A 26,116-nucleotide genomic window follows, 5' to 3' on the forward strand; every position below is an offset into this window, starting at 1 on the left:
TCCTCCAGTCGCAAGAGCTCCGTCCACCTAAGGCCACGGCGGGTGGTTCGCACAAGAGTGCCCCTGTGGGGCGTAAGAGGGCCGTAATCGGTTTGCCGGCGCCCTGTCGGATCACTGAGGATTCCGGGCATGAGTGCACGTCTGCGGGGGATCGCGAGCCAGACCCAGGAGATCGTAGAAGCAGGTCGCTACCGGGCGCCGGGCGGCCACTGGGTGACGATCGGCGGGGAACTGTCCGCGGCGGTCGAAGGGACACGGATGTACGGACCCGGGCCCGTGCCGGTGGTGCCCGACACGGACCGTCCCAGCCTATGCGAGGTCACCGGGGAGAGCAGCCTGGACGCCGCGCGCCGGATGGTGTCCGGGGCGCCGGGCCCGGTCGCCGTGCTGAATTTCGCGTCGGCGCGCAATCCCGGTGGTGGCTACCTCAACGGCGCGCAGGCGCAGGAGGAGGCCCTGTGCCGGGCGTCCGCGCTCTACACCACGCTGCTGCGCGCCCCGGAGTTCTACGAGCACCATCGCGCAGACCGGAGCCCCTTCTACTCCGACCGGGTGATCCACTCGCCGGGTGTGCCCGTCTTCCGCGATGAGCGCGGGCGGCTGCTGGACACGCCGTACGGCGTCGGCTTCCTGACGTCGCCCGCCCCGAACGCTGGTGTGATCCTCAGCCGGGCGCCGGGGGATGCCGCCCGCATCCTGCCTGCCCTCGCGGGGCGCGCGGAGCGGGTGCTGGAGACGGTCGCGGCGACCGGCTACCGGCGGCTGGTCCTCGGTGCATGGGGGTGCGGCGTCTTCCGTAACGATCCCTCGCAGGTCGCGGGGGCCTTCCGGGCACTGCTGCGGGACGGCGGCCGGTTCGCGGGGCACTTCGACGAGATCGTCTTCGCGGTACTGGACCGTTCTCCGGGGCAGCGGACTCTGGAGGCGTTCAGGGCCGTGTTCCCCGGGGCGGTGGGCGTCGGCCGCTGATCGTCTGCTCGGGGTCCTGCCGGGCGGCTTCCTGGCCCCGGGGACCGCCACGATCACGCCGAAAGCAGGCGGGCCTGTGCGGTGCCTGCGGCCGTGCCCGGCAGCGGTGCAGATCAACCGGGCCGTGGCCGTCCGGGGGAGGCGCCACGGGCGAAGGCCGTGGGCCGGGCGGGCCCGGTCACAGGACGTGAAGTCGGGGGCAGTGGTTCGTCAATGACGCCGGCGGTCACCAGCGGCAGGCGTTTCAGGCCATTCGCCGATTTCCGGGCCGGATCACTCTGGAAGTATCCCGAGAGCGATGAGTCAGACACCCAGGGCGATGAGCCAGACACCCAGACAGTCAGCGGAACGCTCCCTCACGGCCCAGCGTGCCGTCCCGACCAGTGCCGACGTCGCGCGGCTGGCCGGCGTCTCCCGGGCCACCGTCTCGTACGTACTCAACAACACCTCGGCGGTCCGGATCAGCGAACCCACCCGGCGACGGGTGCGCGAGGCAGCGGAAGAGCTGGGCTATGTGCCGCATGCCGCGGCCCGCAGTCTGCGCGCGGGGCACACCCGTATCGTTCTGCTGCCGACCGCCCACGTCCCGAGAGGGCCGCTCGACGGCCGCTTCATCAGCGAACTCCAGTGGGCGCTGCGGCGTCTCGACTACACCGTCGTGCAGTACGGCAGCCTCGGCCTGGACGGCGACGCCGCCGCCCGGGCCTGGGCCGAGCTGCGCCCGGTGGCGGTGGTGTCACTGGGAGAGATCGCGCTCACCCCGCACGGCGTGGACGTGCTCAAGCGCTCCGGAGCACGAGCGGTGATCACCCTCGGGCCGCAGCATGTGGAGGGCGCGCACTCGCTGGTCATGGACCAGCGCGAGGTGGGAGTACGTGCCGCACAGCACCTCCTCGAGCACGGCTACCGCAAGATTGGCATGGTCATGCCCGAAGAGCCCGGGCTCGAGCCCTTCTGTCTGCCGCGGCTGGCGGGCATGCGGCAGACCGCAGAGCCTCTCGGCGCGACGGTACGACCCGTCGAGCTCGCGTACGACGAGTCGGCCGCGGACGCACTCGCGGCCCGCTGGCGCGGACTGGGCCTGGACTCCGTGTACGCCTACAACGACGAGTACGCCATGCTGCTGATGCGAGCCCTCCAGGACGCCGGGATCGGTATCCCGGACGAGACCGCGGTGATCGGTGCCGACGATCTGCTGCTCGGCAGGCTGCTGCGGCCGCGGCTCAGCACGGTCCGGATCGACACCGTCACCGGACAGCATCTGGCCGAGCTCGTCGACCGGGTGGTGCGTGACCCGGCGCGCGCCCCCGAGCGGCACGACCTGATGGGGGCACGGGCGGTCGGGCGGGACTCGACCTGAGACGACGGACCGGGCTCCCGAGCCGGCAGATCTGACGTGCGGGGCGGGCGGCGCATCGCTAGCGTCATGGGCATGAGTACTGCGCCGCGCCGGTTCGAGGTCCTCCTGGTGCCCTCCCACGTCGTGGACCGCTCCGGTGCGACGGTGGAGGACAGCGCGGTGCGCTCGGCGACCGTCGAGTTCACCGGCGAGACGGGCGCGTCGGGCTACCCGCGCTACGCCGGTCACGGCATCACCGCCGACATCGATCCGGCGACGCTCACCGTGGAGGCTCTGCTGGTGGACGGCACGGAGCTGGACTACGGACTGACCGCACTCGTGTCGGAGTACTCGCAGAACTGAAAGCGCCCGGCCCGCCGGCTCGGCGGGCTCGGTGACCGGCCCGCCGTGCCGGCCACCACTGAGGGGGCCGGTCCCCGCGGCTCCCCCAACCACCCCGGTACGCACACCCGTTGAGGAAGGTGCCCGGGCGCCGTCGGTGACGGCGCCCGGGCACCTGCTCACTGTGCCTGCTCCGCGGCCTGCGCGTCCGCGATGGACTTGCGTACCTCGTCCATGTCCAGCCCGCGCGCCTGGCCGATCACATCCTCCAGCACCGGCTCCGGGAGAGCCCCGGGCTGGGCGAAGACGGCGACCTTGTCCCGGACGATCATCAGCGTGGGAATCGAGCGGATCTCGAAGGCCGCTGCCAGCTCCTGCTGCGCCTCCGTGTCCACCTTTGCGAAGACGAGGTCGGTATGACGCTCGGACGCCTTCTCGTAGACGGGAGCGAACTGGCGGCACGGACCGCACCAGGAAGCCCAGAAATCGATCAGGACAAATTCGTTCTCCGACACGACCTGATCGAAGTTGTCTTTGGTGAGCTCGATGGTGCTCATTGCTTCCTACCTCTTCCTGCTGTCCGTCGGGACTCTTCCCTGCGCCCTGGCGGGCCCGGGGACTCTCAGCACAACCGTGTACCGGGCGAGCCGTATTCCGCCTGCCCATGTGGCCCCGGCGCACACGTGGCACCAGACTTGTGCGTATGACGGAACCTGTGGAGTACGACGTGGTGGTGCTGGGTGCGGGTCCCACCGGGGAGAACGTAGCCGACAGGACAAGGGCCGCGGGACTGAGCACGGCCGTGGTGGAGAGCGAGCTCGTCGGCGGCGAGTGCTCGTACTGGGCGTGCATGCCGAGCAAGGCACTGCTGAGGCCGGTGATCATCCACTCGGAAGCCAGGCGGGTCGCGGGCGTACGCGAGACGGTCCGCGGTCCGCTGGACGCCGGCGCCGTCCTCGCCCACCGGGACGAGTACGCCTCGCACTGGAAGGACGACGGCCAGGTCACCTGGCTGGACTCGACCGGAGCCCGCCTCTACCGGGGCCACGGAAGGCTGCACGGCCCCAGGAAGGTCGTCGTCAGCGGACCCGAGGGCGAGCACCACGTACTCACCGCACGACACGCCGTCGCCGTGTGCACCGGCACCAGGGCCGTGCTGCCCGACCTGCCCGGCCTGGCCGGCGCCCGGGCATGGACCAGCCGCGAGGCGACCAGCGCGAAGGCCGTGCCGGGGCGACTCGTCGTCGTCGGCGGGGGAGTGGTGGGCACCGAGATGGCCACCGCTTGGCAGGCCCTCGGCTCCCAGGTCACCATGCTGGTCCGGGGCAAGGGACTGCTGCCGCGTATGGAACCCTTCGTCAGCGACCACGTGGTGGAGGCACTCACCGAGGCCGGCGCCACGGTCCGCACCGAGGTGTCGGTGGCCGCCGTGCGGCGCGACGGTGCCTCGGGACCGGTCACCGTGGTCCTCGAGGACGGCGAGCTGATCGACGCCGACGAGGTCCTCTTCGCCACCGGACGTGCCCCGCGCACCGAGGACATCGGTCTGGAGACGGTCGGCATCGAGCCGGGTTCCTGGCTGCCGGTCGACGACAGCTGCCTGGTGAAGGGAACCCAGTGGCTCTACGGGGTCGGTGACGTCAACCACCGCGCGCTGCTGACCCATCAGGGCAAGTACCAGGGACGGATCGCGGGCGCCGCCATCACCGCCCGTGCCCAGCACGTCCCTCTTCTCGAGACCGACCGCTGGGGAGCGCACTCCGCGACCGCCGACCACGACGCCGTCCCCCAGGTCGTCTTCACCGACCCCGAGGCGGCATCGGTCGGACTGACGCTCGCCGAAGCCGAGGCCACCGGCCGCAGTGTGCGTGCCGTCGACTACGAGCTCGGTTCGGTCGCGGGAGCCGGGCTGTATCTCGACAACTACCGCGGCCGTGCCCGCATGGTCGTCGACCTCGACCGGGAGATCCTGCTCGGGGTCACCTTCGTCGGACCGGGAGTCGGCGAACTGCTCCACTCGGCCACGATCGCGGTGGCGGGCGAGGTCCCGATCAACCGGCTCTGGCACGCGGTCCCGGCGTACCCGACCATCAGCGAGGTGTGGCTGCGGCTGCTCGAGACGTACCGCGGCCAGCGCCCGCTGTGAAGAGCTGATCACCGCCCGCCCGGGCGCGTGCCGGCCGCGGTCGTGTACGACGAGACGCTCACTTCCACGAAAAAGACACTGGACTGACGCGAGACCGCGTGAGCCACAATGCCCGCATGACCGATCATCAGGCCGGAACGCCCGCCCGTGCGCTGCTGCGCCGCCGTCAGGACGGCGAACTCATAGACGTGGCCGGTGTCGCGCACTTCTTCCGTCTCACCGGCGAGCACACGGGTGGGCACTTCGCCTTCGAGGAGTTCAGTCTGGCACCCGGCACGATCGGCGCCAGGCCACATGTGCACGACGGACATGACGAGTACTTCTACGTCCTCGAAGGCGAGTTGACCCTCCACACCGGAGACGGTGAGGTGACGGCCGGCCCCGGCGATCTGCTCGCCGCCACCCGCGGCACCCCGCACGGCTTCCGCAACGCGGGCCCGGTCCCCGCCCGCGCGCTGTGCCTGTACACCCCCGCCGGCTACGAGGACTACTTCCGTGACGTCCACGCCGCCATGAGCGCCGGGGCCGAGGCGACCGACGAACTGCTGGCCGAATTCCGCAGCCGCTACCGGACCCGTTCCCACGAGGCTCCACCGGACAGGTCTTGAGGCACCTTGCCTTCGTCTCCATGGACGCGGCTGCGTGCGTTGTCTGTCCTGACCGGGTACGCGACCCGGGTGCGGGCGACGCGGACGGCTTCAAGGCCCTCGCGCAAGTCTTCCGGTGTCAGGACCGGCTCAGGACTGGCTGTTGAGGAAGCCGATGAGGCTTGCGCCCCACCAGCCGAGCTGGCTGACGCTCGCGGCAACGCCCGACCGGACCAGGAGACCGCGGGGGACCGTCTCATCGCGGTAGCGGTCGAGGTGCTGGCCGAGCCGGTGGGCGTACAGGCCGTTGATGGTGACGGCAAAGACGAGTCCGATTTTGACCAGGGTCAGCGTCGACGACATGTCCGGGCGGAGGAACAGCCCGGTGACGACCAGCCCGGCCAGTCCGCCCCAGATGGGCACCTGAAGGGTGCCGGCCGTGTTCAGGACGTCGGCCGACCGGCGTCGGCCGAGCAGCCGCAGGATGGCGAACCAGTCGACGGCGAGCACGGCACCAAGGCCGACGACGAGGGCAGCGACATGGAGGAAGCGAGCGATGGTGTGCAGGAGGGCGTCAGGGTGTATATGACCGGATATCCAGCACGCGATGGCCAGGACTGCGCAGCTCAGGACCCCCACCGCAGCAAGAGCCCACAGCGGTGTGGGCGCAGGGTGGGGGGCTTCGCGGCCGTCGGGCGACGGTCGCTCACTGCCTTCGGCGCGCCGGGCGTACGAAGCGGCCATGGGTCTCTCGGATGTCAGGGCCACCGGTCAGCTCCCGGCCTTCGGTTCCGCGGTGGGGAACGTGACGGTGACGGCTTCGCTCGGCGCGGGCCTCTCGCCACTGACGCCGTGCCGCGCGAAGGCCGGCGGCTGTGGCGCCGCCTCGACGAAGTAGCCGCCGCGGTACCCACCAGCCGTGGTCCGTCCACGCCGCGCCGTGATCTCAGCCTCCAGCACCGCGTGCTGAGGTGCCACACCCACCGGTGCCGTCTCCTTTGCCTGCCTCTTCGCGTGAGCCTTGTCGGCTTTGCCGGTTATGGGGCAGGCGCAGGCCGCCGGGGCGGGAGAGAGCGGAGCGGTGGCCGCGAGTGAGCGCAGCAGCGGCGTAGACATGGCCGAATTGTTTCGGTCGAAAATTAGGTAAGGCGACCTAAGAGTCTGCTGTGTGCCCGTCAAGTCGTCCCTGAAGTATGGATATACATGGCATATCGGGCCTGACTGAAGCGCCTTCTGACGTCAGGTAGTTGAAGGATCATCAGCTGCCGCTGAGGCGCGCTGAACAGTGATGTGACGATCGGCATCTGGACAGCCGGGCAATCTCTCACCTGGACCGCGGGACCCCACACCGCCTCCCTGCAGGCCGCGGGAGCACGTCTTGCTCTCTGGCTCGCACCCCACCCCAGGCTCATGGACGCGGTACGTGATGCCCTGCTTGTCCGGGTGCCGGACGAGCCCATCCCGGTCCCGTCCGGCACCCGGATGGACCATGTGACTCGCGCGTGCCCCCTCCCCGGGATCTGCTGGGACCACCCAGACGTACCGGGGAGGATGTGCCATGCCGGACAACGGAGCGCCGGACAGCGGAGCACCGGGCGACCGAGCGCGGGGCGACGGAGCGCGGGAGCCGGGCGGGGGCGCGGACCGTGCCCCCGCGGCGGGCGGGGGCGACGATCGCATCGAGCTCGAACGCTTGCAGAGCCGCATCGACGCGCTCGAGGCGCGGGCCGCGACACGTACGCCCCGGCACAGGGTGCGATCCTTCATCGCCGCGCTCCTCATCGTCCTCGGTTGCATCCTGGCGCCGTTCGGTGTCGTCGCCGCATGGACGGCGGACGAGATCGGCGACACCGACCGGTACGTGGCCACGGTTGCCCCGCTCGCGTCCGACGCCGACGTCCAGGCGGCCGCGGCGAACCGGGTCACCAATGCGGTGATGGAGCACATCGACCTCGCCGCACTGCTGGAAGAGGTCGCCCCGGCGGACCGTCCGTTGCTGGAGAAGCTCCTCGGCCGGGTCGGCAATTCCCTGGAGAGCGCCCTGCGTAGCTTCGTCCAGGACAAGACCCAGGAGATCCTCGCCTCGGGCACCTTCAAGACGATCTGGATCGACGCCAACCGTGATGCCCACGCCGCCTTGGTCAAAGCCCTGACCGGCAGCGCCGACAGCACGGTGACGATCAACAACGACTCGGTCACCGTCGACCTCGGGCCGGTCGTCGATCGGGTCAAACAGCGCCTCGTCGACGACGGGCTGACGGTCGCGTCGAAGATCCCCGAGGTGCACACCGACTTCACGGTCCTGCGGTCCGACAACATCGGGCGGGTGAAGACGGCCTTCCGGCTCCTCGAGATCGCCGGTGTCTGGCTGCCGATCATCGCGGTACTGCTGGTCATCGCCGGTGTACTGCTGTCCAGGCACCGTCGGCGCGCCCTGGTCGCGGGCGTGCTCGGTCTCGCCTTCGCCGCGGTGCTCCTCGGCGTCGCGCTCACCGTGTTCCGGGTCGTGTATCTGAACGCACTGCCGGACAGCGTCTCGCAGGCCGCGGCGGGCACGATCTACGACACCCTGACCCGTTATCTGCGCACGATGATCCGGGTGACCATCGCGCTGGGCGTGGTGGTGGCACTCGCCGCCTGGCTCAGTGGTCCCGGCCGTTACGCCACCCTCGTACGGCAGCTGTGGATCTCCGGCATCAGCGCGGTGCGCTCCACGGCCGACCGTGCGGGTCTGCGCACCGGCCCCGTCGGCCCGTTCGTACGGCGCTACCGGTCCTGGATCACCTGGGTGCTGGTGGCCGTCGCGCTGCTGGTGTTCATCCTGTGGAGCTATCCCACGGGCTGGGTCGTCCTCGGGATCGCGCTGGTCCTCCTGTTCGTCCTGGCGGTGGTGGAGTTCCTGGCCCAGGAGAACGCCGGGGCGGACGGTCCGGAACCGGTCAAACAGTCCCGGAGCCCGTCCGCCCCATGACGCCGTGTTGAGGCGTTGTGTTCAGGTGTGGTGTGTTGGGTCCTGGTGGGCTCAGCCCTTGCGGGTCTTGACCTCTTCGGTCAGCTGTGGGACGACGTCGAAGAGGTCGCCGACGACGCCGTAGTCGACGAGTTCGAAGATCGGGGCTTCGGCGTCTTTGTTGATGGCGACGATGGTCTTGGAGGTTTGCATGCCGGCTCGGTGCTGGATGGCGCCGGAGATGCCGGAGGCGATGTAGAGCTGGGGGGAGACGGACTTGCCGGTCTGGCCGACCTGGTTGGAGTGGGGGTACCAGCCGGCGTCGACCGCGGCGCGGGAGGCGCCGACGGCGGCACCGAGGGAGTCGGCGAGGGCTTCGATGACCGCGAAGTTCTCGGCGCCGTTGACGCCACGACCACCGGAGACCACGATCGCGGCCTCGGTCAGCTCGGGGCGGCCGGTGGACTCGCGCGGGGTGCGGGAGACGATCTTGGTGCCGGTGGCCTGTGCGGTGAAGGACACGGTCAGCGCCTGGGGGGTGCCGGCGGCGGGGGCGGGCTCGACCGGGGCCGAGTTCGGCTTCACGGTGATGACCGGGGTGCCCTTGGAGACGCGGGACTTGGTGGTGAACGCGGCGGCGAACGCGGACTGGGTGGCCACCGGGCCCTGCTCGCCGGCTTCCAGGTCGATGGCGTCGGTGATGATGCCGGAGCCGATCCGGACCGCGAGACGGCCCGCGATCTCCTTGCCCTCCGCGGAGGACGGCACCAGCACCGCCACGGGCGACACGGCGTCGTAGGCGGCGTGCAGGGCGTCGACCTTCGGGACGATCAGGTAGTCGGCGAACTCGGGGGCATCGGCGGTCAGGACCTTGACGGCACCGTGCTCGGCGAGGACGCCGGCGGTGGCCTCGGCGCCGGAACCGAGAGCGACGGCGACCGGCTCACCCAGACGACGAGCCAGCGTCAGCAGCTCCAGCGTGGGCTTGCGAACGGCACCGTCGACGTGATCGACGTAGACGAGAACTTCAGCCATGGGACTTCTTCTCTCCTGCTTGCAAAGGATGCGGGACGACTAGCGGTTGACCGAAGCTCAGATGAACTTCTGGCTCGCGAGGAACTCCGCGAGCTGCTTACCGCCCTCGCCCTCGTCCTTGACGATCGTGCCCGCGCTACGGGCCGGACGCTGGGCCGCGGAGTCGACCGCGCTCCAGGCACCCTCAAGACCGACCTCCTCCGCCTCGATCTCGAGGTCGGACAGGTCCAACGACTGAACCGGCTTCTTCTTCGCGGCCATGATGCCCTTGAAGGAGGGGTAGCGGGCCTCACCCGACTGGTCCGTCACCGACACCACCGCGGGCAGGGCGGCCTCCAGCTGCTCGCTGGCACTGTCCCCGTCACGCCGGCCCTTGACCGTGCCGTCCTGGACCGAAACCTCGGACAGCAGGGTGACCTGCGGGACACCCAGACGCTCGGCGAGGATGGCCGGCAGCACACCCATGGTGCCGTCGGTGGAGGCCATACCGCAGATCACCAGGTCATAGCCGGTCTTCTCGATCGCCTTGGCCAGCACCAGCGACGTGCCCATCACATCACTGCCGTGCAGATCGTCGTCCTCGACGTGGACGGCCTTGTCGGCACCCATCGACAACGCCTTGCGCAACGCGTCCTTGGCGTCCTCCGGACCCACGGTCAGCACCGTGACCTCCGCCTCGTCCGCCTCGTCGGCGATCTGCAGCGCCTGCTCGACCGCGTACTCGTCCAGCTCCGACAGCAGACCGTCCACATCATCCCGCTCGACGGTCAGGTCATCGGCGAAGTGCCGGTCACCGGTGGCATCGGGCACGTACTTCACACAGACAACGATCCTCAAGCTCACGCCGGCTCTCCTACTGACTGGGTTCCGCTGATGGCGCATGGTCGCCGGAGTGAGACTATGGCACTCAGTTCCCGCAGTAAAGGTACTCAGTGCCAAAATGACGATCCGGTGTTAGGTTCCCCGCATGACCGAGGTGCGCAGACGAGGTGGAGCAACCGCCGCAGCCCCGGGCGCGGGCCCGCAGGCCAAGGCCCCCATGCGGGACGTGCTCGCCGAGGCGGCGTTCCAGCTGTTCCTGGAGCGTGGGTACGAGCAGACCACGGTCGACGACATCGTGGCCCGGGCAGGGGTCGGTCGCCGGTCGTTCTTCCGCTACTTCCCGTCCAAAGAGGACGCGGTCTTCCCCGATCATGAACGCTGTCTGGCCGACATGACCGAATTCCTGGAGGCCGCGGGTGCCGGCGGCGACCCCGTCGCCCGGGTCTGCGACGCGGCCCGGCTGGTGCTGCGCATGTACGCGGCCGATCCCGAGTTCTCCGTGCAGCGCTACCGGCTCACCCGCGAGGTGCCCGGGCTGCGCACGTACGAGCTGTCCGTGGTCCGCCGTTACGAGCGCACCATGGCCGGGTATCTGCGGGGCCGGTGCGCCGGTGACTCCGACGGGGCGCTGCGGGCCGATGTGATCGCCGCGGCAGTGGTCGCCGCACACAACAACGCCCTGCGCTCCTGGCTGCGTTCGGGCGGTGAGGGAGATGCCGAGGCCGCGGTGGACCATGCGCTCGGCCTCGTCATGGAGGTGTGGGGGGCGGCTGCAGGCCGGGACGCGAGCGAGACGCCGGCGGCCCCGGCTCGTACGGCCGCGCCCGTGGCCGAAATTCCCGAGGGCATGGGCACCGCCGGTGAACCCGGCGTCGAGGACGACGTCGTCGTGCTGGTCACCCGGCGGGGCGCCCCGATGTGGAGGGTGGTCCAGAGCATCGAAGCGGCGCTCGACGCGCAATGATCGCCAGAAGATGGCACTGAGTATCTTTACTACTCGACACTCAGTGCCATACGGTGCCCTCGCGTCGATGCGATGACGGCGCAGATCCGGCCAAGGGCAGGAGTCGAGACGTGCTGAAGCAAGAATCCGGCACCGCGACGGCGGTGCGTCAGGAAACCCCACTCACCTACCAGCGGTGCCGGTGGTGCGGCACCGCCGCATTCCGGCGGCTGCTGTGTCCCGTATGCGCCTCCAGTGACCTGGACTCCGTGCAGAGCGAGGGCACCGGCATCGTCGTCCGTACCAGCGTCGTCCACCGCAACACCGCCGTGGCGCGCAACGAATCGCTGATCCGCTTCCCCGAGGGCTTCATGTTCCGCTGCCGCGTCATCGGCATCGACCCCCATCTCGTGTGGGTCGGAGCCCGGGTGCGCCCGGCCGCCGGCTGGGACATGGACGCCGGGGAAGCGGTCTTCGAGGTCTGCGAGCCGGGCGGCCGCGGGGACCGCTACTGATCTGCCGGGGTGAGGCGAGGCGATCGGCGGCCGTGCCACTGGTCCGCGACCACCGGTCCGCCGTGCCCGCGCAGTGACCCGTTGCGCCGCCTCGCTCGTGCGCGCCTCGTGTTTCCCCGTCGTCGGGGGACCCCGGGCCCCGGGCGGCACTCCCGCCCGCCGTGTCCGGACAGGACCTAAGAGGTGCCGGGCAGCTCTCCCGACATCGCCGCCGCCATACGCAGATGCGGCGCGGCCTCCGTGTCCCGTCCCTGCCGCTCCAGGGTGCGCCCGAGCATGAGCCGGGCGTAGTGCTCCACCGGGTCCCGCTCCAGAACGGCCCGCAACTCCTTCTCGGCCTTCCCGAGTTGCGCCGAGTGGTAGTACGCCCGCGCCAGCAGGAGCCTCGTCGCGGTTTGCTCGGGCGCCTCGGCCACGAGCCCACCGAGGATCCGCGCCGCGGTGAGGTACTCCCTGGCCTCGAAGAACATCCGGGCACGATCCCAGCGGTCCGCCGGGGTTCCGAACTCGTAGTAGTGCTCGCTCATGTGTCCTCCTGTCCGCGGGGCCGACCGGGTCCGACCGGGTCTCCGGGAGTCGCGGCGCGCCCGGCACCCCTCGCAACCGACCAGGGTTGTTGAATATTCCACTACAGATACGCCGACCCTCGCAGGTTCGCCGGCTCGGTCTTCGCCCGCCACCTCCCGCGCGACGGTGTCGTCAACCGATCGCCATGACGGCCACCCGCCATCGGTGCCACCCAGGATCGGACCCGGCGCCGCTCTCGGCCGAACACCCCCTTGTCAGGGGCGAGTAGCCGGACGGACGCCACGGCGTAGCTCACGCCGCAGGCGAAGGTCGCATCCTTCGCAAGGCTTTGTGGCCCGCCGCGCGCGGGACTAGTTTGGGCGCTATGAGCAATCTTGATCGTCAGGCCGCACTGTCCGTCTGCGGCGGACGCGGCTTCGTCGTCGCCGAGCCGGTACGTGAGCTCCTCAACCCCCGCCGTGTCCAGCTCGGTGAGTCCACCGAGGTCCGCCGGCTGCTCCCCAATCTGGGCCGCCGCATGATCGGTGCCTGGTGCTTCGTCGACCACTACGGTCCCGACGACATCGCCGACGAGCCCGGCATGCAGGTCCCGCCCCATCCGCACATGGGGCTGCAGACGGTCAGCTGGCTGCACCAGGGCGAGGTGCTGCACCGCGACAGCGTCGGCAGCCTGCAGACGATCCGACCGCGCCAGCTCGGCATCATGACCTCTGGCCGGGCGATCAGCCACTCCGAGGAGAGCCCGAAGCCGCACGCCCGCTTTCTGCACGGTGCCCAGCTGTGGGTGGCGCTGCCCGAGGCCCACCGCCATGTGGAGCCCCACTTCGAGCACCATCCGGAACTGCCGCGTGTCACCGCACCCGGCTTCACCGCCACGCTCATCCTCGGCGAACTCGACGGCGCCACCTCCCCCGGCACCGCATACACCCCGATCGTCGGCGCGGACCTGGCGCTGAGCGGCGGCACCGAGACGAGCGTGCCTCTCGAGCCGGACTTCGAGTACGCCGTACTGTCCATGTCCGGCGAAGCTCACGTCGACGGGGTGCCCATGCTGCCCGGATCGATGCTCTACCTGGGCTGCGGCCGCCGTGAACTGCCGCTGCGTGCCGCGTCCGACACGGGACTGATGCTCCTCGGCGGCGAGCCGTTCGAGGAGGAGATCGTCATGTGGTGGAACTTCATCGGCCGCTCCCATGAGGACATCGCGCAGGCCCGGGAGGACTGGATGAAGGGCACTCGGTTTGGTGAAGTGGGGGGCTACGACGGGGGTCGACTGCCTGCTCCTGAGCTCCCGCCGGTGGCGCTGAAACCGCGGGGGCGGGTGCGCTGAATGCCGGCGGTGACGGCGGCGGCCAAGACGTGGAAGGAGGCGTCGACGGCGAGATGGATCTTTGCCGTCAGGCCGCCCCGCGACCGGCCGATGGCGTGGTCGGCTGGTTCGGCCGCCAGGCCGTCCAGGGGCGGCGAGCCGGTCCTGGCCCGCGACCAGATCCCATCGAAGACCTGCCGACGGTCCCGGGGCTTGCGGCTCCGCGAGCCATTTCGGGATCGTTCCACGGCCGCGATCGACATCTCAAAGCCTCGGCCCCGGGAAGCCCCGTGACAGGCGAGTGGGACATCGTGCCTCCCGCTCTTACCCCTCTTTGGCTCTACTTGTGGCCTGTTGGGCTGCCCACCGCGAATGCCCGTGGCGAGGGGACACTGACTGCACCCCGCCGCAACGTGCCGGAGCTCGACAACTCCTGCAGGGTCTCCTGCAGAGTGCGGTGCACCGCGGCCATGGTCCCGCGTGCCTGCGGGGTGTCGGCATAGATGGAGTTCACGTAGAGGCCGACTGCCTCGTCCCGCTGGAACCAAGAGCAGGTTCCATTCGCACACGAGGCCCATACGTGAGCTGCCGGTTGCCATTCAGGGTGGTGCTCAGCCCCAGCGAACTTTCTTGAGTCCATGTACGAGAAGTAGTTGACCGGGAATGGCCAGGAGGTGACGTCCGTAAAATACTGAGGGGCGAGTAGTTGCCATGCCCGTACAAAAGGCACGTCGATGTTTCGCATCATCTTGGTGAAGTTCGCCCGAACGTCGGTCATGGTGTCTGTGAAAGATTTGCCATCCTCCACGGAGAATTCGATGGGCAATGTATTGACGAACCACCCAACGGAATGCTTCCAGTGTCCCCGGCCACGTTCACTGACCGGCATGAATCCCCGGTAGATGTCTGGACCACCCAGAGTCCGGAGGGACACTGCCACTGCTACGAGGAGCCCCATGAACAGGCTCCCGCCAGCTTCCTCGCACCGGGCCGCCAGTGCCTCGGTCTCCGGTACGTCCAGCAGCCTGTCCGCTTCGTTCACCGTCGGGTACATACGCCCCGGCTCGACTCCGAGATCCAACGGGAACCGTGGAAAGAATTCGCCGTTGCGCGCCATGAACTCTTTCCAGTAGGAGAGGCGCTCATCATCGGCATCGATGGACAGGTACCGGTTCCGCTGCTCGTGCGCGAAGTCCAAGTAGCTTCCTGCGGTTGGGAGCGCGACCTCACGTCCTTGAGAGAAGGCCGCATAGGCGATCTGGATGTCGTTGACGACGTTGGGCAGCGACGCGCCGTCGGCCACGATGTGGTCGAAGGCCAGGTACACGGTAGAGGAGCTGTTGTCCCGGATAACCGCTCCCATCAGGAACAGGGGCCAGGAAAGTACGTCCGTGTTCTTGTGGAAACTCTTCGACAGGAAGGCAAGGAGCTCGTCCGTGGAGTCGAAGTCGCCCATGTCGACGGCTTCCAGTCCGATGTGGTCGGCGGCAATGGGATCACATGACAGGTCGCCGGCCAGACGCTGGAACTCGCAGCGCAGTACCTCGTGGCGGCGCGCGAGGTGCAGCAGCGCGGACTCTAGCCTCGCCGTTTCGGTTGGGATGAGTCCGGGCGTGGGGCGGAAGTACGAAAGTGCCTTCTGAGCTGGAACGATGAACCTTGTCGAGGGGTTATGTCGGTCCAAGCGGAAGGCACTTTCTGCGTGAAGGGTATCGGTTCTCGTCCCAAGCTCCATGTCTCCGCTGACGGTTCGGGTGTGGTCGGGCATGCCGGGGCACGGATGCTGGCTGATCTTGCCGATGCCACCGGGCTGACCAGTGCGTACTCCACCGCGCTCAGGCCGCTTCGGCCGCGCGGGACCGGGCATGATCCGGGCCGGATCGCCACCGATCTCGCGGTGATGCTCGCCGATGGCGGCGAGGCCATCACGGATCTGGCCGTGCTGCGGGACCAGGCCGAGATGTTCGGCCCGGTGGCCTCCACGCCCACGGCCTGGCGGCTGCTCGCCGACATGGACGAGGCCGTACTCGCTTCGATGCGAGCGGCCCGCACTTCGGCTCGGGAGGTCGCCTGGCTGCAAGCCGCCGAGACCCGTGAGGGCATACCCGCAGTGACCGCCGCAGCGCGCGAACTGCCCGGCCTGGTCCTGGACCTCGACGCCACACTGGTCGCCTGCCACTCCGAGAAAGAAGCGGCCGCACCCACCTACAAAGGCGGCTTCGGGTTCCACCCGCTGGTGTGCTTCCTGGCCAACACCGGCGAGGCCATGTCGGCGCGACTGCGGCCTGGCAACGCCGGAGCCAACACCGCCGCCGATCACATCGCGGTCCTCGACCAGGCCCTCGCGCAGATCCCCGACGCTCACCGGCACGGAACCCAGATCCTGGTCCGCGCCGACAGCGCAGGATCCGCGAAAGCCTTCCTCGCCCACATCCGTCACCTGCGCGAGCACGGGCTGGACCTGCGGTTCTCCGCCGGATACGCGGTCACTGAGCCGGTCCGCCGCGCGATCCGCTCGGTGCCCGACCGCCTCTGGCATCCCGCCCTGGACCAGAACGGAACACTGCGAGAGGGAGCCGAGGTCGCCGAGCTGACCGGCATGGTCGACCTGGCTGGCTTTCCGCCCGGCACCCGCATCATCGTGCGCCGTGAACGACCGCACCCCGGAGCCCAGCTGTCCCTGTTCGACCAGGACGAGGGCCTGCGCCATCAGGTGTTCCTCACCGACACCCCCTACTGCGGCGGTGGCTCCGCCCAGTTCCTGGAGGTCCGCCACCGCGGGCATGCCACCGTCGAAGACCACATCCGGTGCGGCAAGACCACCGGCTTCGGCCGCTTCCCCTCCCGCCACTTCGCCATCAATGCCGTCTGGCTCGAACTCAGCCTCGCCGCGATCGACCTACTGGCCTGGACCCGCATCCTGCTCCTGGACGGGGAGCTGGCCACCGCCGAGCCGAAGAAGCTCCGCTACCGGCTGCTGCACGTCGCCGCCCGCCTCACCCGCGGCGGCCGACGCCTGCGCTTGCGGATATCGGCGACCTGGCCCTGGAGACACGAACTGGCCACGGCCTTCCACCGCCTCGCCGCACTGCCCCGTCCCGCCAGCTGATCAACAACCACCCAGACCGCCCACGACCCGAAAGACCCCGGAGAACCCGACCACCGCGCCGGGACTCAGCCATCCCCAAAAGGCGGAATCGCCCTCCCCGCCCGACAGCTGACGATCAGCAACGTCTCATCACCCCAACCGAAACGGCGAGGCTAGTGCCACTCTGTCGAGCCTGCCCGGTACCTCGAAGGTGACGGCCAGCCACGAGGTGATCGACTGGTGCACCTTGCGTGCTTCCTCAACCACCGACAAGTGTTTGTCCTGGTTGAACGAGGCGCTCTTGCGAGCTCCCTCGTCACCTCCCACGCCACCCGGCCTGCTGCACCGGAGCCGCCACTCGACCACGCGTCCGGGTGCAATGACCAGGTCGTCCAAGGGGAACTGCCTCATGCGGTCCTCACTCTCACCTGCCGTAGCGCAACCACTCTTCGACTGGTAACGACCGCAGTGCCCAACAGGACGTCCCCTGTTTCGGATCTTCACCCATTGCGGCCGCAGACTCAGCAGTCACAGCTCCCACATTCCAAACACTGCCCGGGTCGACCATCCTGTGTGAGTGGCGGTCTGTCGTGTCGCCGCTGCTGTGGAGGTCATGGACGCCGGCGGTCGTGGGGCTGCTGGAACAGCACGAGTTCGTCGCTCGCCGCCGCGTGGAAGAGTTGAGGGAGGAGGCCGACCGCATCCGGGCTGAACGTTTGCGCAGTACCACGAAGCCGCGCACGTCGTCGCTGCGTTTGACGATCGCCAGGACTGGCTAGGTCGGTCATCAGCGGCGCGGTCTGAGGTAAGGACAGCGCGGTGACGCACCAGCCGCATCGGCTCGTCCGGCGTGCGGGGGAGCCGGAAGTAGCCGGTGACGCGGAGCTTGTTGCCGGGCACAGGCTCGTGCAGCACCGAGTCCGCGTGTCCCGCAGGGGACGAGGCGGCCGTCGCCGGCGGGCGGGGGGCACCAGCATGTGCGTATACAGACAGGTACTTGTACTCTCCCAAGCCCGCAGCCCGTGGATGAAGATTCATCCGCGCTCGCCCAACTGTGTCGGGAGAACGCGTCGATGCTCCTGCCGGGCCGTGGCTCACCTCCACTTAGCCCGGCTTTCCAGCATGTACGTCCCAGGCTAGGGGTCTATTTACATGACGCTCCATCGAAGTAGCCGTCTAATATCGATGATCCTGGTAACCTGCCTCGCTGCTCTTGGTCTGCTGATATCTCCAGTGGTCACTGGCAAGGCGCATGGTGCCGACGTCTGCACCGATTCCAACAATGTACTCGGAAAGTGCATCGTCCTGTATGCGCCGAGTAGTAGCGGATCGCAACGCAAAGTCCTTGATGTTTCCGGTGTGAGCACCAGCAGTAGTGCAAAAATTCACACCTGGGCCTGGACTGGGAATTCCAATCAGAAGTGGGCCTTCATTAAGGCGCCTGACGGATCACTCTCCATTCGAAGTGAGAAGAGTGGGTTGTGCGTAGAAGCCAAGGATGGATATACGCCCGACTCAAGCGTCTCTGGGGGTCTCTTTCAGGGAGACTGCGGTTCGCAAACTTCACAGAAGTGGTATATTCAGCCGGCAGGAAAATCGGGAAACTGGGAATCTAACCACCAGATGGCCTATGTAATCCGTAACGCTGCCAACGACAAGTGCATGGACGTCTCCGGCGGAAATGCAGGCGACGGTACAAATGTACAACTGTACCCGTGTCATCCGTACAACAGCGACCAGGCCAAGGGTCAGATATGGTGGGTTGCGGACAAAATCGAAGACAATTACTGGATCTATTGGGGCGACCATACGGATACGCTGATCCCGCTGGCGGTCGCGTACGGCCTGAAGCAGGTTGGTGACGAAAGCTCTGTGATCGCATCAAAGAGTTACACCATAACCAACGAAAGCCCGGCTGTTCGCGGTGCTTACACGAATCTCACGCCCGAATATCTCCAAAACACCAGCGGTTTGCCGCAAAGATTCACCGACACGGTGATCCATACGACCAGCTGGACGAATAAAATCGAGGTCGGCAGCGAGTTTTCGGTGACGGCGAAGCTGGGTGACGGCGGCCCGGTTGGGGCGGAGATCAAGGCGGCGATCACCTTCAAGTACGGTCACGAATGGTCCGGTACGGATTCGCACTCGGTCGCCTATAATTTTGACGTTCCCAAGAGTTCGACGGGATGGATTGTACGTTCTCAGCTTTACAAGACGGTCACCGGAGACTGGAGGCTCACAGATGACCGGGGTGTGACATTCTCCGGTAAGGGAACTTCCACGGTGACTGCAAAAGACGATCAGCCCGAGGCCAATAACATGGACAGTGTCGTAGTGTACTGTCACGACAAATCGGTCAACCAAATCTGCATGCAATCGGCTAAAGCGTATGCCCCGAATTCCATCCGAGTGGAGTCGAACCTTGCCTTCGCCAGGGCTGCATTGGCCGGCGCGGGAGACGACTACGGCAGGGTGTGGACCGGCAGCGGCACACGTGGCGCCTGGGAGACGTTCAAGTTCGAATGGCAGTCGGATGGGACCGTTGCCATCAAGTCCACCGCGAACAACAAGTACGTCACGGCAGAACTGGGCTGGACCGGAGCCAAGTACGGTTATCTCCGGGCAAGGGCGGACGTAGTCGGCCCGTGGGAGAAGTTCAAGCTCAAGCAGCAGAGCGACGGCGAGACGGCGGTCCTCTACAGCAATGCGAACGGGAAGTACGTCTGGGTGGACGACGCCAACGGCTACACCCTGAAAGCTTCTCGCGGACTCGTCGGTACCGACAAGCACGCAGTCTTCACCATCAGCAATCAGTAAGGGGTAAGTGAGCGGCCAGGTTGAAGGGCGCGAGGCCGGGAAATCAATCCCGGCCTCACGTCCGCAGTCAGCGGTTCCCGATCCGCCAGTCCGACGGGCAGGCCGTGGCCGAAGTCCTCTGGCGGAATCTCGTTTGCCGGCTGTCTGCGGCTTCCGTCGCGGTCGTTGGGAGTCCAGGGTGTGGTCGAGTGCGGGAGGATTCAGTAAGCCTCACGATGACCTGACGCTGACTCTACTGACGCTACATCAGCATTGATGCCGCTTCGCTCTCGCTGTCGTCCTGGTCCGTTGGAGGTACAGGTTCGTACCGCCCGACCGGCCCGAGCGATCCGCATGGTTCCGATGAGGCTTAGTGTGGAGTGAGTTGCCGTACTCGAACCGGCTGCGAAGGGCTTCTGACCTGCGGCTTCGTGGGTGCGCATGATGTGCGGTGCAGGTGCGCGGCCCCGGGTGTGTCGGCTGCCGCTTACTGCCGGTCGCGCCACTGCGCCAGCTGCGGCGGCCCGGTGGTGAAGTGACCGTGACAGTCAATGATCATGCGCTGTCTCCTGTTGGCCGTCGGGGTCAGCGCGGGGAGCCGGCGGGCCAGCCGGTGTACTGCTCGGCGAGGTAGGTGCGTCCGGCGAGCGTGCCCACCACGTTGTCGAGCTCTCCGAGCTGGCGCCGCAGGTCGAACGGCGTACCGCCGGGAGCGGCGTGCAGCAGCTGGGTCATCCAGTACGAGAAGTTCTGCGCCCGCCACACCCGTTGCAGGGCACGAGGTTGGTAGTCGTCCAGCGCGGCCCCGCCTGCGCTGCCGAGGGCCCTCGGCAGGACGTCGGCGAGCACCTTCACGTCATGCAGTGCGAGGTTGAGCCCGCGGGCGCCGGTCGGCGGCACCGTGTGCGCTGCGTCGCCCCGCCAGGGTCAGGGAGCCCCAGCGCATCGGCTCCTGCACGAACGAGCGGAACCGCAGCACCGTCCTCTCCAGGACCGGCCCTTCCTTGAGACGGAAACCGTCCTGGCCCGCCACCCTGGCCTGGAGGGTCTCCCAGATGCGGTCGTCCGACCAGGCGTCGACAGACTCGTCGGGGTCGCACTGGAAGTACATCCGCTGCACGCAGTCGGTGCGCTGGCTGATCAGCGCGAACCCGTGCTCGGAGTGGGCGTAGACCAGCTCGGGCGCGCTTGTCGGAGCCTCTGCGAGGATGCCGAACCACGCGAAGGGGTACTCCTTGCCGTACCGCACCCGCCGGTCCTCGGACACCAGGTCGCGGCACATGCCGCGCGATCCGTCCGCGCCGACCACGTACCGCGCCCGGATCTCGTGACGCGACCCGTCGGGTGCGGTGTAGCGGACCCGGGGAGCGGCGGTCGTGACGTCGAGGACCTCGGTGTCCTTGACACCGAAATGGACCGTGCCGCCGTCGCGGTCCCGTGCGTCGGCCAGGTCGATGAACACGTCGGTCTGCGGATAGAGCCACACCGACGCGCCCACCAGCTCCTTGAAGTCGATGCGATGCGGCCGGCCTCCGAACCGGAGCTCGACGCCCTCGTGCTCGTGGCCTTCGCGCAGAACCCGGTCGGAGACGCCGGTCTCGACCAGGTCCCGCGCCGCACCGGCCTCGAGGATGCCGGCCCGCTGGGTCGTCTCGATCTCGTGCCGGGTGCGCGTGTCGACAACGATCGTCTCGACGCCCGCGCGCCCGAGCAAATGCGCCAGCATCAGGCCGGCCGGACCGGCACCGATGACAGCGACGGGTATCGAGGCAACGGTGTCGACGGCGGCGTCGGCCATGGCATCTCCTGAGCAACTGCGAACGTTCCGAACACCCGAACGTTGGCAGTCACGACCGCAGCCGGTCGCCGGTGTTTCCGTCAGGCGGAAGCCCGGTCGGATGTCAGGCCGTCGTGCGGGTACGCCGGCCCAACTCGTCGGAGATGCCACGCACGGCCCGCAAGAGCGGTTCATGCCTCAAGGCCAGCCCCGTGCGCTGAGCTATCTCCGACAGGGTCTGTGACGGATGCTCCCGATCGAAGGCGGAGAGGACCTCAAGGACTTTTCCAGCCGCCGTGCTCCGGGTTGCGCTCACGGCGCCAGTCTCGCAGACGCCATCGAGCCGCCCGGTCGTGCGCCTTACCCTCTGCCGGATACCAAGGATCACCGCGACCCGCAGGTCTTCGCGGTTGGCGAGCACATGGTTGAGCAGGGTGGTCTTTCCCGCGCCGAGGAAACCGGACAGCACAGTTGCCGGCAGGCGTTCGTGCGAGGTCACAGGCTCAGCCCTCGGGGCGGATGAGGCCGCGCTCGTACGCCCTTACCAGCCGCTGCGGGACCTGGTGGACGACGCCGTCGACGGTGACGGCCACCAACTGGGGGGTGATCACCTTCCACTGGGCGCGGCGGTGACGGGTGTTGCTGCGGGACATCCTGCGCTTGGGGACGGCCATGGTGGGCTCCTTGGTGCGGTGCTGACGGGGGGAGTGCTGAAACGACTTCGAGGCGGGGAGTGCGGGCGGGCTCCGTGGTCGTGGGGCCCGCCCGCACCCGTCGCGCGGTCGGCCTGGTGCCTACCAGGAGGACTTGGTCACTCCGGGCAGGAATCCCGCATGGGCCTGCCGGCGGGTCCGGACCCGGGAGAGCCCGAACTTCCGGAGGTAGCCCCGGGGGCGGCCGTCCACGCTGTCGCGGTTGCGTACGCGGGTGGCGCTGGCGTCGCGCGGCTGGCGGCGCAGCTCCGCGAGAGCGGCCTCCCGTTCGGCCGCGGTGGACGACGGCCGGCGGATGATCGCCTTGAGCTCGGCGCGGCGGGCGGCGTATCGCGCGACGACCGCCTTGCGCCGCTCGTTCTTCGCGATCTTGCTGCTCTTCGCCATCAGACCTTCCCTCCGCGTGCGCGGATGCGTGCCACGGCGGCCTCGATGCCGATCCCGTCCACCGTCCTGATCGCCCTGGCGCTCAGCGTCAGGCGGACGTACCGCCCCTCGCTGGGCAGCCAGTAGCGCTTGCGCTGGATGTTCGGGTCGAAGCGGCGCGAGGTCCGCCGGTGTGAGTGGGAGATGGAGTTGCCGAATCCCGGCTTGGTGCCGGTCAGTTGGCAGTGAGCGGACATGGGTGCGTCGCCTCTCTCGGTCGGGCGCTGTTTTCGGTAATGAAAACCGTTGTCATATACTAGCCCCCATGGCACGCAACGAGATCCGCCCGGTCATCAAGCTCCGCTCCACGGCGGGCACCGGGTTCACCTATGTCACGCGCAAGAACCGCCGCAACGACCCCGACCGCCTGGTGCTCCGCAAGTACGACCCTGGCGTCGGACGCCACGTGGACTTCCGCGAAGAGCGCTGACCCCCGCCGCATCCGAAAGGTCCCTGCAATGAAGCCCGGCATCCACCCCGCCTACAGGCCCGTCGTCTTCCGCGACTCCGCCTCCGGCACCGCCTTCCTCACCCGCTCCACGATGAGCAGCGACAAGACGATCGACTGGGAGGACGGCAACACCTACCCGCTCGTCGACGTGGAGATCTCCTCGGCGAGCCACCCCTTCTACACGGGCACCGCTCGCGTCCTGGACACCGCCGGACGCGTCGAGCGCTTCGAGCGCCGCTACGGAGCCCGCCCGTGAATCACCCGCACCAGCTGCCCGTCGCCGTCGTTGCCGGACTCCACACCGAGGCTCGCAAGCAGGTCGTCGAGCGACTCCTGCGGACGGTGCCGGGAAGCGTGGCCCTGCACCACGACCTGACCGGTGCCTCCGACGGGACCGTGCGGCGCACGGTCCGCGACGCCGACGGCGTCCTGTCCCGGGGAGAGACACCCCTCGTCAACGACTGCGCCTGCTGCGCGCTGCGCGAGGACCTCGTCCCGGAACTGGAGCGGCTGGCCGGCGACGGCACCACCCGGTTCGCCGTCGTCGAACTGTGGGACTCCGTCGAACCGAAGGCCATGGCGGAGGTCATCGCCGCACACGGCGGCGACCGGCTGACCGTGACGAGCGTGATCACTGCCGTCGACCCCGCGCTCGTCCTGGCCTACCTCGGCAACGGCGACGACCTGGCCGAAGCCGGCCTCGCCGCCGCCCCCACCGACCAGCGGACCATCGGCGACACTTGGGCCCGCCAGCTGGAGTACGCCCCCGTCCTCGCCGTCGTCGACAGCGACGAGGCCGACGGCGAGGACCGCGCGCTCCTCGCCCAACTGCATCCCACCGCCCGGCGGGTGCCCGCCGCATCCCTCGACCTCGCCCGGGCCGCGCTCGCCGGATTCGACGTCGAGGCCGCCGCGGCCGCCCAGCACCCCGCCTGCGCGCTGCTGCCCCAGGACGCCGACGAGGCAGGCGTCACCACCCTCGTCTGGCGCCGCCACCGGCCGTTCCACCCCGAACGCCTCTATCAGGCACTCGAGGACCTGTGCTGCGCCGCCGCCCGCAGCCGCGGCCGGTTCTGGCTCGCCGACCGCCCCGACACGCTGCTCGCCTGGGACGCGGCCGGCGGAGCGCTGTCCGTGGAGAACGCCGGGCCCTGGCTGGCGTCGCTGCCCGACGCGGCCTGGGAGTTGGTCCCGCCCGTGCGCCGCGCGGCAGCCGCCCTCGACTGGCACCCCGAGCACGGCGACTGCTGCCAGCACCTCGTCTTCACGTCCCCCGGCCTCGACAGGGACGGCCTGGAACGCCTCCTCGACAGCTGCCTGCTCACCGACACGGAGTACGCCCCGGGGCGCGAGGCATGGAAACGGCTGCCCCCGGCCTTCGACGCCCTGCTCGACGCCGCCTGACTCCCGTACGACCCCGCCGAAACATCCTTCGAAGGAGCCCACGTCATGGCCCGACGTCCCGACCCCCGCAAGCCCGCCAAGGCCCGCCCCAACCCGCTCGACGCGGCCGGCATCACATACATCGACTACAAGGACACCGACCTGCTCCGCACGTTCATCTCCGACCGAGGCAAGATCCGCAGCCGACGCGTCACCCGTGTGAGCGCCCGGCAGCAGCGCGCCCTTTCCATCGCCGTCAAGAACGCCCGCGAGATGGCGCTGCTGCCGTACGCGAGCCGCTGACCGGCAGCCCGGCCCCGACTCACCAGTCGGCCGGAGCGGTACCGCTCCGGCCGACTGCGTACGCCATATACCCCTGACCTGCACAGACGTGTGCAGGGGGTGAAGTGTGGTGGACCTTCATCGGCCGCACGCGGGAAGAGATCGAGACGGCGCGCAAGGACTGGATCGAGGGCTCCCGCTTCGGTGGGGTGCACGGCTACGACGGCGGCAGGCTGTCCGCCCCCGCTTCCGTGGTGCCGCTGAAACCGGCGGGGTCGGGTGCGCTGACCTGCGCATGTCCCGAACCCCGCGGGGCGGACCCGTCAAGCCGGACTGCCCGACCGCTGGTCTCAGGCCTCGCGCGGTCGAGTGGACCCTCCGGTAGACCCGGGTCATGGGGGGGCGTGGCCGAGCTCGTCTTCGATGCACACGGCGTGCGGCCGACGCGACGCGCCGTGTGTCCACGTCCCGCCGTTGCTCGAGATCTTGTGACTGGCTTGGCGGCGATATGATGCATTTTGTGATCGCGCCCGGACCGCAGCGAGGCCGTCGCCCCTCTTACGCCGGCCGCTGGCAAGCCGCTCAGATGGCGCCGTTGGCCCTGACCGTCGTCATCGCCGGCTTCGCGTTCGCCACCCCGAGGGAGATCGCCCTCAGCCGACTCCTGCCCGCCGCGCCGGCCCTCGCCGCCGCGATGTGGCCCGTGCTGCCCACGCTCCTGCTGGGGATGTTCTGCCTCTTTGTCATGATCACCCTCAGCTTCTTCTACGCCGACCTGGGGACGCAGTACACATCGGCTGCGATCGTGGCCGTCACCCTGGCAGCCGCATACGCGAGCCATGTCCGGCTCAAGCGTGAAGAGGTGCTCTTCCACATCCGGCTCGTAGCCGACGCGGCCCAGAAGGTGCTGCTTCGCCCCGTGCCGCGTCGTATCGAGGGCGTAGAGATCGAGTCGCTCTACATCGCCGCCCAGGAGCAGGCCCGGATCGGCGGCGACTTCTACGAAGCGGCCGACACGCCGTACGGCATCCGGCTGCTCATCGGCGACGTGCGCGGGAAAGGGCTGTCCGCGGTGGGGGCCGCATCGGCGGTGATCAGCTGTTTCAGGGAGGCTGCGTATGACGAGCCCGACGTCACGCACATCATCCACCGGCTGGAGACCAGCATCAGCCGCTACAGCGCCGCGTTCCCCGGCCAGGACCTTCCCGAGCGCTTCGCCACCGCGCTCATCGCCGAGATCCCGCACAACGCCGGCCGTATGACGCTTCTCAACTGCGGACATCCCCCTCCGCTGCTCGTACGCGACCGCGAGGTCCAGGTCCTGGAGCCCACCAACCCCTCGCCGCCCCTCAATCTCGCACCGCTCATCGGCGACCAGTACTTCGTCGACACCGCCGCCTTCGTCCCGGGCGACCAACTGCTGCTCTATACCGACGGTGTGACGGAGACCCGCGACCGGGCGGGCGAGTTCTTCCCACTGACGGACTGGTTGCGGCAGCAGGGCCAGATGCGGCCCCGCGAGCTGCTCGACCGACTCCACCGGGATCTGCTCCGCCACAGCGGCAGACGGCTCAGCGACGACATCGCGGCCCTCGCGGTGCGAAGCCGTGACATCGAGCCCCAGGAACACACGGCGTAGCTGCGGCGACATCGGGTAGGCCCGGCGCCGTGCACGCCGGGACGCGTCCCTCGGTCGTCGTGCCGGCAGCGAT

General features: G+C 68.6%; 28 protein-coding genes and 1 pseudogene. 16 read left to right on the forward strand and 13 right to left on the reverse strand.

What is annotated here, in order from left to right; genetic code table 11:
* The first annotated feature begins 129 nt into the window (after window positions 1-129).
* The 3 genes from ACTWOL_RS33340 (at window position 130) to ACTWOL_RS33350 (ending at window position 2,671) form a co-directional block, all read left to right on the forward strand.
* Window positions 130-969 carry a TIGR02452 family protein gene (locus ACTWOL_RS33340; RefSeq protein ID WP_474300607.1) on the forward strand — a complete coding sequence of 280 codons (840 nt, stop codon included), beginning with the start codon at window positions 130-132 and terminating at the stop codon, window positions 967-969.
* A 319-nt stretch (window positions 970-1,288) separates the two neighbouring features.
* Window positions 1,289-2,329, forward strand: a complete 1,041-nt coding sequence (locus ACTWOL_RS33345; protein WP_474300608.1) for a LacI family DNA-binding transcriptional regulator — start codon at window positions 1,289-1,291, stop codon at window positions 2,327-2,329.
* Window positions 2,330-2,401: 72 nt separating this feature from the next.
* The gene (locus ACTWOL_RS33350) at window positions 2,402-2,671 is read left to right on the forward strand and encodes a hypothetical protein (RefSeq protein WP_474300609.1); all 270 of its coding nucleotides are present in this window, start codon (window positions 2,402-2,404) and stop codon (window positions 2,669-2,671) included.
* 158 nt (window positions 2,672-2,829) lie between these two features.
* On the opposite strand, the gene trxA is transcribed toward ACTWOL_RS33350, so the two are convergent.
* Window positions 2,830-3,207: a thioredoxin gene (trxA, locus tag ACTWOL_RS33355; protein WP_474300610.1), complete on the reverse strand. Its 378-nt coding sequence runs from the start codon at window positions 3,205-3,207 to the stop codon at window positions 2,830-2,832.
* 146 nt (window positions 3,208-3,353) lie between these two features.
* Between trxA and ACTWOL_RS33360 the strand changes: the two genes are divergently transcribed.
* Window positions 3,354-4,796 carry a dihydrolipoyl dehydrogenase family protein gene (locus tag ACTWOL_RS33360; RefSeq protein ID WP_474300611.1) on the forward strand — a complete coding sequence of 481 codons (1,443 nt, stop codon included), beginning with the start codon at window positions 3,354-3,356 and terminating at the stop codon, window positions 4,794-4,796.
* Between the two features lie 116 nt (window positions 4,797-4,912).
* On the forward strand, window positions 4,913-5,404 hold the full coding sequence (locus tag ACTWOL_RS33365) for a cupin domain-containing protein (RefSeq protein WP_474300612.1): 492 nt from the start codon (window positions 4,913-4,915) through the stop codon (window positions 5,402-5,404).
* Window positions 5,405-5,533: 129 nt separating this feature from the next.
* On the opposite strand, the gene ACTWOL_RS33370 is transcribed toward ACTWOL_RS33365, so the two are convergent.
* Window positions 5,534-6,151, reverse strand: a complete 618-nt coding sequence (locus ACTWOL_RS33370; RefSeq protein WP_474300613.1) for a hypothetical protein — start codon at window positions 6,149-6,151, stop codon at window positions 5,534-5,536.
* A 3-nt stretch (window positions 6,152-6,154) separates the two neighbouring features.
* Window positions 6,155-6,499: a hypothetical protein gene (locus ACTWOL_RS33375; protein ID WP_474300614.1), complete on the reverse strand. Its 345-nt coding sequence runs from the start codon at window positions 6,497-6,499 to the stop codon at window positions 6,155-6,157.
* A gap of 442 nt (window positions 6,500-6,941) precedes the next feature.
* On the opposite strand from ACTWOL_RS33375, the gene ACTWOL_RS33380 reads away from it, so the two are divergent.
* Window positions 6,942-8,354, forward strand: a complete 1,413-nt coding sequence (locus tag ACTWOL_RS33380; protein WP_474300615.1) for a hypothetical protein — start codon at window positions 6,942-6,944, stop codon at window positions 8,352-8,354.
* Window positions 8,355-8,405: 51 nt separating this feature from the next.
* Here the strand turns inward: ACTWOL_RS33380 and ACTWOL_RS33385 are convergent, their stop codons facing one another.
* Window positions 8,406-9,368: an electron transfer flavoprotein subunit alpha/FixB family protein gene (locus tag ACTWOL_RS33385; protein ID WP_474293960.1), complete on the reverse strand. Its 963-nt coding sequence runs from the start codon at window positions 9,366-9,368 to the stop codon at window positions 8,406-8,408.
* A gap of 57 nt (window positions 9,369-9,425) precedes the next feature.
* Complete coding sequence (locus ACTWOL_RS33390; protein ID WP_474301081.1) at window positions 9,426-10,205, reverse strand: electron transfer flavoprotein subunit beta/FixA family protein; 780 nt, start codon at window positions 10,203-10,205, stop codon at window positions 9,426-9,428.
* A 130-nt stretch (window positions 10,206-10,335) separates the two neighbouring features.
* Here ACTWOL_RS33390 and ACTWOL_RS33395 point away from each other — a divergent pair, with 130 nt between their 5' ends.
* Window positions 10,336-11,154, forward strand: a complete 819-nt coding sequence (locus tag ACTWOL_RS33395; protein WP_474300616.1) for a TetR family transcriptional regulator — start codon at window positions 10,336-10,338, stop codon at window positions 11,152-11,154.
* Window positions 11,155-11,264: 110 nt separating this feature from the next.
* Window positions 11,265-11,648 (forward strand): Zn-ribbon domain-containing OB-fold protein, encoded by a 384-nt coding sequence (locus tag ACTWOL_RS33400; RefSeq protein ID WP_474300617.1) that lies wholly within the window; start codon window positions 11,265-11,267, stop codon window positions 11,646-11,648.
* A 176-nt stretch (window positions 11,649-11,824) separates the two neighbouring features.
* On the opposite strand, the gene ACTWOL_RS33405 is transcribed toward ACTWOL_RS33400, so the two are convergent.
* A complete protein-coding gene (locus ACTWOL_RS33405) occupies window positions 11,825-12,175 on the reverse strand; it encodes a tetratricopeptide repeat protein (protein ID WP_474300618.1) in 351 nt (116 codons plus the stop codon).
* 365 nt (window positions 12,176-12,540) lie between these two features.
* On the opposite strand from ACTWOL_RS33405, the gene ACTWOL_RS33410 reads away from it, so the two are divergent.
* Window positions 12,541-13,506, forward strand: coding sequence for a pirin family protein (locus tag ACTWOL_RS33410; RefSeq protein ID WP_474300619.1), 966 nt, complete (start codon window positions 12,541-12,543; stop codon window positions 13,504-13,506).
* A gap of 319 nt (window positions 13,507-13,825) precedes the next feature.
* Here ACTWOL_RS33410 and ACTWOL_RS33415 read toward each other — a convergent pair whose 3' ends face one another.
* Window positions 13,826-15,253: a condensation domain-containing protein gene (locus ACTWOL_RS33415; protein ID WP_474300620.1), complete on the reverse strand. Its 1,428-nt coding sequence runs from the start codon at window positions 15,251-15,253 to the stop codon at window positions 13,826-13,828.
* Between ACTWOL_RS33415 and ACTWOL_RS33420 the strand changes: the two genes are divergently transcribed.
* Together ACTWOL_RS33420 and ACTWOL_RS33425 are read left to right on the forward strand one after the other, a co-directional pair.
* Window positions 15,158-16,594: an IS1380 family transposase gene (locus tag ACTWOL_RS33420; protein ID WP_474294504.1), complete on the forward strand. Its 1,437-nt coding sequence runs from the start codon at window positions 15,158-15,160 to the stop codon at window positions 16,592-16,594. The two genes, ACTWOL_RS33415 and ACTWOL_RS33420, sit on opposite strands and share 96 nt — an antisense overlap.
* A gap of 1,164 nt (window positions 16,595-17,758) precedes the next feature.
* On the forward strand, window positions 17,759-19,393 hold the full coding sequence (locus tag ACTWOL_RS33425; protein WP_474300621.1) for an RICIN domain-containing protein: 1,635 nt from the start codon (window positions 17,759-17,761) through the stop codon (window positions 19,391-19,393).
* 564 nt (window positions 19,394-19,957) lie between these two features.
* On the opposite strand, the gene ACTWOL_RS33430 is transcribed toward ACTWOL_RS33425, so the two are convergent.
* The 6 genes and pseudogenes from ACTWOL_RS33430 to rpmB all read right to left on the reverse strand — a co-directional run bounded on the left by ACTWOL_RS33430 (window position 19,958) and on the right by rpmB (window position 22,485).
* The gene (locus ACTWOL_RS33430) at window positions 19,958-20,227 is read right to left on the reverse strand and encodes a hypothetical protein (RefSeq protein ID WP_474300622.1); all 270 of its coding nucleotides are present in this window, start codon (window positions 20,225-20,227) and stop codon (window positions 19,958-19,960) included.
* A gap of 1 nt (window position 20,228) precedes the next feature.
* A complete protein-coding gene (locus ACTWOL_RS33435; RefSeq protein WP_474300623.1) occupies window positions 20,229-21,170 on the reverse strand; it encodes a 4-hydroxybenzoate 3-monooxygenase in 942 nt (313 codons plus the stop codon).
* Window positions 21,171-21,528: 358 nt separating this feature from the next.
* Window positions 21,529-21,648: pseudogene (locus ACTWOL_RS33440) on the reverse strand (GTP-binding protein); the annotation flags it as partial.
* A gap of 4 nt (window positions 21,649-21,652) precedes the next feature.
* The gene (rpmF, locus tag ACTWOL_RS33445) at window positions 21,653-21,823 is read right to left on the reverse strand and encodes a 50S ribosomal protein L32 (protein ID WP_474300624.1); all 171 of its coding nucleotides are present in this window, start codon (window positions 21,821-21,823) and stop codon (window positions 21,653-21,655) included.
* Between the two features lie 120 nt (window positions 21,824-21,943).
* Window positions 21,944-22,249, reverse strand: coding sequence for a 30S ribosomal protein S14 (gene rpsN / locus ACTWOL_RS33450; RefSeq protein ID WP_474300625.1), 306 nt, complete (start codon window positions 22,247-22,249; stop codon window positions 21,944-21,946).
* Window positions 22,249-22,485, reverse strand: a complete 237-nt coding sequence (rpmB, locus tag ACTWOL_RS33455; protein WP_474300626.1) for a 50S ribosomal protein L28 — start codon at window positions 22,483-22,485, stop codon at window positions 22,249-22,251. Before rpmB ends, rpsN begins: the two co-directional genes overlap by 1 nt.
* A 68-nt stretch (window positions 22,486-22,553) precedes the next feature.
* Here rpmB and rpmG point away from each other — a divergent pair, with 68 nt between their 5' ends.
* The 5 genes from rpmG to ACTWOL_RS33480 all read left to right on the forward strand — a co-directional run bounded on the left by rpmG (window position 22,554) and on the right by ACTWOL_RS33480 (window position 26,043).
* Complete coding sequence (gene rpmG / locus ACTWOL_RS33460; RefSeq protein WP_474300627.1) at window positions 22,554-22,718, forward strand: 50S ribosomal protein L33; 165 nt, start codon at window positions 22,554-22,556, stop codon at window positions 22,716-22,718.
* 28 nt (window positions 22,719-22,746) lie between these two features.
* Entirely contained in the window at window positions 22,747-22,995 is a 249-nt protein-coding gene (locus tag ACTWOL_RS33465) for a type B 50S ribosomal protein L31 (protein WP_474300628.1), read from the forward strand.
* On the forward strand, window positions 22,992-24,143 hold the full coding sequence (locus ACTWOL_RS33470) for a CobW family GTP-binding protein (protein WP_474300629.1): 1,152 nt from the start codon (window positions 22,992-22,994) through the stop codon (window positions 24,141-24,143). Before ACTWOL_RS33465 ends, ACTWOL_RS33470 begins: the two co-directional genes overlap by 4 nt.
* Window positions 24,144-24,188: 45 nt before the next feature.
* The gene (gene rpsR / locus ACTWOL_RS33475) at window positions 24,189-24,425 is read left to right on the forward strand and encodes a 30S ribosomal protein S18 (RefSeq protein WP_474300630.1); all 237 of its coding nucleotides are present in this window, start codon (window positions 24,189-24,191) and stop codon (window positions 24,423-24,425) included.
* Between the two features lie 499 nt (window positions 24,426-24,924).
* Entirely contained in the window at window positions 24,925-26,043 is a 1,119-nt protein-coding gene (locus ACTWOL_RS33480; protein WP_474300631.1) for a PP2C family protein-serine/threonine phosphatase, read from the forward strand.
* Window positions 26,044-26,116 lie beyond the last annotated feature (73 nt).

The organism is Micromonospora sp. IBHARD003, assembly GCF_056106285.1.

Excerpts from the sequence above, each read along its gene's own strand:
- trxA (WP_474300610.1), bottom strand. The coding sequence starts at position 3,207 with ATGAGCACCATCGAGCTCACCAAAGACAACTTCGATCAGGTCGTGTCG.
- ACTWOL_RS33380 (WP_474300615.1), top strand. The coding sequence starts at position 6,942 with ATGCCGGACAACGGAGCGCCGGACAGCGGAGCACCGGGCGACCGAGCG.
- ACTWOL_RS33385 (WP_474293960.1), bottom strand. The coding sequence starts at position 9,368 with ATGGCTGAAGTTCTCGTCTACGTCGATCACGTCGACGGTGCCGTTCGC.
- ACTWOL_RS33360 (WP_474300611.1), top strand. The coding sequence starts at position 3,354 with ATGACGGAACCTGTGGAGTACGACGTGGTGGTGCTGGGTGCGGGTCCC.
- ACTWOL_RS33415 (WP_474300620.1), bottom strand. The coding sequence starts at position 15,253 with ATGCCCGACCACACCCGAACCGTCAGCGGAGACATGGAGCTTGGGACG.
- ACTWOL_RS33465 (WP_474300628.1), top strand. The coding sequence starts at position 22,747 with ATGAAGCCCGGCATCCACCCCGCCTACAGGCCCGTCGTCTTCCGCGAC.
- rpmF (WP_474300624.1), bottom strand. The coding sequence starts at position 21,823 with ATGGCCGTCCCCAAGCGCAGGATGTCCCGCAGCAACACCCGTCACCGC.
- ACTWOL_RS33350 (WP_474300609.1), top strand. The coding sequence starts at position 2,402 with ATGAGTACTGCGCCGCGCCGGTTCGAGGTCCTCCTGGTGCCCTCCCAC.
- rpmG (WP_474300627.1), top strand. The coding sequence starts at position 22,554 with ATGGCACGCAACGAGATCCGCCCGGTCATCAAGCTCCGCTCCACGGCG.
- ACTWOL_RS33375 (WP_474300614.1), bottom strand. The coding sequence starts at position 6,499 with ATGTCTACGCCGCTGCTGCGCTCACTCGCGGCCACCGCTCCGCTCTCT.
- ACTWOL_RS33395 (WP_474300616.1), top strand. The coding sequence starts at position 10,336 with ATGACCGAGGTGCGCAGACGAGGTGGAGCAACCGCCGCAGCCCCGGGC.
- rpsN (WP_474300625.1), bottom strand. The coding sequence starts at position 22,249 with ATGGCGAAGAGCAGCAAGATCGCGAAGAACGAGCGGCGCAAGGCGGTC.
- ACTWOL_RS33340 (WP_474300607.1), top strand. The coding sequence starts at position 130 with ATGAGTGCACGTCTGCGGGGGATCGCGAGCCAGACCCAGGAGATCGTA.
- ACTWOL_RS33425 (WP_474300621.1), top strand. The coding sequence starts at position 17,759 with ATGATCCTGGTAACCTGCCTCGCTGCTCTTGGTCTGCTGATATCTCCA.
- rpmB (WP_474300626.1), bottom strand. The coding sequence starts at position 22,485 with ATGTCCGCTCACTGCCAACTGACCGGCACCAAGCCGGGATTCGGCAAC.
- ACTWOL_RS33405 (WP_474300618.1), bottom strand. The coding sequence starts at position 12,175 with ATGAGCGAGCACTACTACGAGTTCGGAACCCCGGCGGACCGCTGGGAT.
- ACTWOL_RS33435 (WP_474300623.1), bottom strand. The coding sequence starts at position 21,170 with ATGGCCGACGCCGCCGTCGACACCGTTGCCTCGATACCCGTCGCTGTC.
- ACTWOL_RS33345 (WP_474300608.1), top strand. The coding sequence starts at position 1,289 with ATGAGCCAGACACCCAGACAGTCAGCGGAACGCTCCCTCACGGCCCAG.
- ACTWOL_RS33410 (WP_474300619.1), top strand. The coding sequence starts at position 12,541 with ATGAGCAATCTTGATCGTCAGGCCGCACTGTCCGTCTGCGGCGGACGC.
- rpsR (WP_474300630.1), top strand. The coding sequence starts at position 24,189 with ATGGCCCGACGTCCCGACCCCCGCAAGCCCGCCAAGGCCCGCCCCAAC.
- ACTWOL_RS33420 (WP_474294504.1), top strand. The coding sequence starts at position 15,158 with ATGTCGGTCCAAGCGGAAGGCACTTTCTGCGTGAAGGGTATCGGTTCT.
- ACTWOL_RS33365 (WP_474300612.1), top strand. The coding sequence starts at position 4,913 with ATGACCGATCATCAGGCCGGAACGCCCGCCCGTGCGCTGCTGCGCCGC.